This window comes from Moorena sp. SIO2C4 (genome assembly GCF_010672485.1).
Classification (GTDB): domain Bacteria; phylum Cyanobacteriota; class Cyanobacteriia; order Cyanobacteriales; family Coleofasciculaceae; genus Moorena; species Moorena producens.
In genome coordinates this window covers 1-3,775 of record NZ_JAAHGN010000752.1, presented here as the reverse complement: position 1 = coordinate 3,775, position 3,775 = coordinate 1, and the positions used below count along the sequence as shown (strand labels likewise).

Below are 3,775 nucleotides of genomic sequence, written 5' to 3'. Positions count from 1 at the left end.
TCAGAGAGTCTTCTGTGCCAATTCCCTCATCGTAGAATACGATTTGTAGAACTCCGTGACTACCCAATGCTTTAACTGCCTGAGAAATCTTAACCACATTGCTTGGGTAAGTACTTGATAACTCTTGCCATGTTCCATCACAACATACCACAAGACGTTTCATGGTCTACCTCCTTTAAAAAACTTACTTACTCTTACTTACTATTTAAATTAACGTAAATACTTTCTAGCAACTCAGATTAAGCGACCGCTCCATTCATTAACCATAAGCAATACTATTGTTGGCACTTATTTTTGGTAATCTTACTATTTAATCATCCTTTTGTTAACCGTAACCAGTTTGTTGGTTTGCCGTTTTCATATTTATTTTTATGCTTGTTATTACGTTTTAACCTTGTCCTGTTTTTCGTTTAATTATTTTTAGTAAAACTCATTAAACATTACGATATTAATTAGCCACAAATATTAACTATGATTAAATATAAATGCTAAGGTAAACGTGAGATAAATCCAAATAACTTTGGCTGGATAGGAGGTGTCTTCTCCATATTAGCTTGAATTTCGAAAGAAGGCTCACGCCATAATCGTTGATTTGCCGTGGGATCAATTGCAACCAACCAATATAGCAATTATCATAGCTATGAGGTACAAAATTTCGGGATTTTAGGGAACAGCGGATCACCGGAACAGCGGATCACCTGAAGAGAGAAGAGGGAAGAGGGAATAGGGAATAGGGAATAGGGAATAGGAATGCGCTGCATCAAAACAGGGAATCAACGTCAAAAAAGACTGTACCTCATAACTGCGATCAACGCTATAAATTGGGCGAAGGGCATCCTTATGGTATAATAAACTGATCAGATAGTTAGGAATTGCTGTTGTTTGTACTTGAATCCAAAAGAGGAAGGTTCAACAAAACAGTTTGGCATCATTGGCTTTATGATCCCCACGGCTGGCTTTGTTCGCAACAAGTGTCTCCAAGACTGGATGGACAATCACGGTGTCGGACAATATGACCGACTTGCATCCCACCCCTTTAAAGGGTTGGGTTCATGAGCTGCTTAATCTGTTTCAATAACTGGGTCATTGACTGAGAATGCCAGTGTACAATCTGAGTAGCAATTTTCTCAAGCAGCAACTCCAACTGAGAATTCGAGTTACTACTGTTACTACTCTGGATTACTGGATCGTGCTGCTTAGCCTCTAATCGATGATCCAAAACCAGAATGGGTGGTCGCTCTGGCAATTGAGCAAGAGTTATCAATCCTTTCGAATGTTCTGAAGGATTAGTGAGATCTGTTAATCGAATCAGCAGCAAGTCCACACTTTTTCCCTGAATTTGACGGTATACTTCTGCCCAAGAACAGGCCACTAAGCTGCAATAACCAGCAGTTTGTAAGTATTGAATCAGTGCCTGTAGCCAAGATGTTGATGATTTTCCGGCCATTGACAACCCGTAGGATAAGTGAGAGGATTCAAGGTTCAACCTGTTAACCTGTAACGGATTACCCCTAAACTTTGTCCTCTGCTCCCCCGTGTCCATCACTAAAATGGTAGGCTTGCAACTGATTCCAGCTGCCACTTGAATGACTTGCAGTATGGCAGCCATCTTTTGTTGATTATTTGGTGCTAAACAGGGATAGACCGAAAGACCAGTTACTTGATTAGCAGCTTCTGTAGTTTGGTGATCCAGGGTTACTAGTGGTAAAGTACTCAAGCAAGGATATGATGAAAACTGATTCAAGTAGATTAAAGGGTTTATCAGTCGAGCACCATTTAATACAATCACATCTGGATTCCAAACCCGGCTCAATAACTCAGCTTGATCGAAATCATCGGCTTCGAGTACCCGATAATTGAGGTCTAAGTTTTCTAGACTCAATAGTGAAGTTAACTCATAAGTCAGTGCAGACGAGTCAGGGTTCTGGTAGGACTCTACAGAATAGCCTTTTCGCCCATCACCAGGATTGAGATAGAGAATCGTTAGCACACTACTGGTATTACTCTCATCTTTAGCCAGCCGAGACAGGTTTTCTCGTAATGCTTCCTCTTGTACTGGCAGACTTAAGAAACCATCAGCTTTGTTGTGGGTGGCCTGCTGTTTTTCGGCCTGGGTGGCTGTTACCAAAACCGGGATGTGATTAGTTTGGGCATCGGACTTTAGCAGTGTTAGGACATCCCAACCAGAAAGTTTTGGTAGTAGGGGATTGAGTAAAATAGCATAGGGTTGTAGACGACGGGCTTTTTCGATTGCTTCCGTACCAGAGCGGGCAACCACCACCCAATAGCCTAAACTCTTGAGCTGTTCCGTCAATCCTTCCAGGTAACGAGGTACAGCTTCCACAATTAACACTAAACGGTTGGGCGTCGAAGATGGGGGGTGAGACCTTGCCGTAGGGGCAATCTCTGATAGTTGCTCATCCCAATTGTCCAATTGATCAGATGAAGCGTGGGGAGGACAGGGGGGGAAGAGTAAGGTAAACTGACTACCGAGCCCTGCCTTGGAAATAAACGAGACATCTCCACCATGCAAGTGAGCTAGATGTTGTGTTAAGACTAATCCCAGACCCGTCCCCTCAAAGCTACGAGTCAGAGGCTTTTCCAGCTGTTGGAATTTCTGAAAGATCAAGTGCTGTTTATCAGCAGGAATACCAATGCCAGTGTCCCAGACCGTGAAAGCAATCCAACCTTGCCACCAATTGACCTTCAGACCAATTTCACCACTGCCATCGGTAAACTTAAGGGCATTAGAAAACAGATGGGCCAACATTTGCCGTAAACGCAACTCGTCAGCAATCAGCATCTCTAAACTTGCTTCAATCTCTAGGGTGAATTTTGTGGGATAATCTCGATTGTTGTCCTCCGAGTGTTTTGAGTCTATTTCAGAGCGAGCCTGGTCATAAGCGCGATCGCATACAGTCCGAATTGGCACCGGTTCGAGGGTAAGTTTCAGTTGACCAGTCTCCATACGGGTCAAATCGAGAATATCGTTGACCACGGTCATTAGCTTACGCCCACTCTGATAAATTAACTGCGCATAACGGGATTGACGTTGATTGAGTTCCCCTAGGGCTTGGTCTTTCAACAAAGTTGACAAACCCAAAATCGCAGTTATAGGTGTTTTCAGTTCATGGCTAATACAAGCTAAAAACTCATCTTTGAGTCGGTTTAGTTGCACTAAATCAGCATTTTTTGCTGCCAGTTCTTGGGCAAAGAGTCGTTGCTCTGTGGTATCTTGAGCCAACACTAGGTACAATTGAGAGTTAGGTGACTCAGACCGAGATATTGGAGATGGGGAATAGTTAAAAGCTACCTTAGGCTCGCAACTGTCAGTTTCTAGTCCTCCTTCCCAAAGAGCAGCGATAGCAGGTGACAGAGGAATTTTGACAAACGAGAATACCCGCTCCTGGCTGTTTGAAAGAGTTGGATCAGTTGGCGCAGCGGTTTCCTGGCAGGGGGTATGGTTTGCCCCGGTTTTCTTGACTGGTGGTGAAAAGAGCAGCACGCGCTCGTGAATAGTGGTTGCTGCTTGATAGGGAGTATCAAGAGCACAGTATTGCCCAACAGCAGCTTGTTCAGATGTTTTGTCTCCCTGGTCACAAACATTGCCCACAGATAATGGCCATTGTCCTGGAGATCGAGGAGCAGATTGGTTATGGAAGGTTGGGGAATTCTGGGTATCAGGCTGACGCCACTGGAAGTCTAACGATGTCCTAGGCTCTTCCATCGATTGCTTCAAACCTTCGGAATGAAACTGCGTTGGCTGGCAAGAAGC

At 43.9% G+C, this 3,775-nt stretch carries 2 protein-coding genes; both read right to left on the bottom strand.

Translation table 11 applies throughout. The features are described 5' to 3' along the window. Positions 1-163 (bottom strand): phospholipase effector Tle1 domain-containing protein (locus F6K20_RS28435; RefSeq protein ID WP_287296907.1); only part of this gene is annotated, 163 nt, incomplete at its 3' end. An 873-nt stretch (positions 164-1,036) separates the two neighbouring features. Then, positions 1,037-3,775 (bottom strand): ATP-binding response regulator (locus F6K20_RS28430; protein ID WP_287296905.1); only part of this gene is annotated, 2,739 nt, incomplete at its 5' end.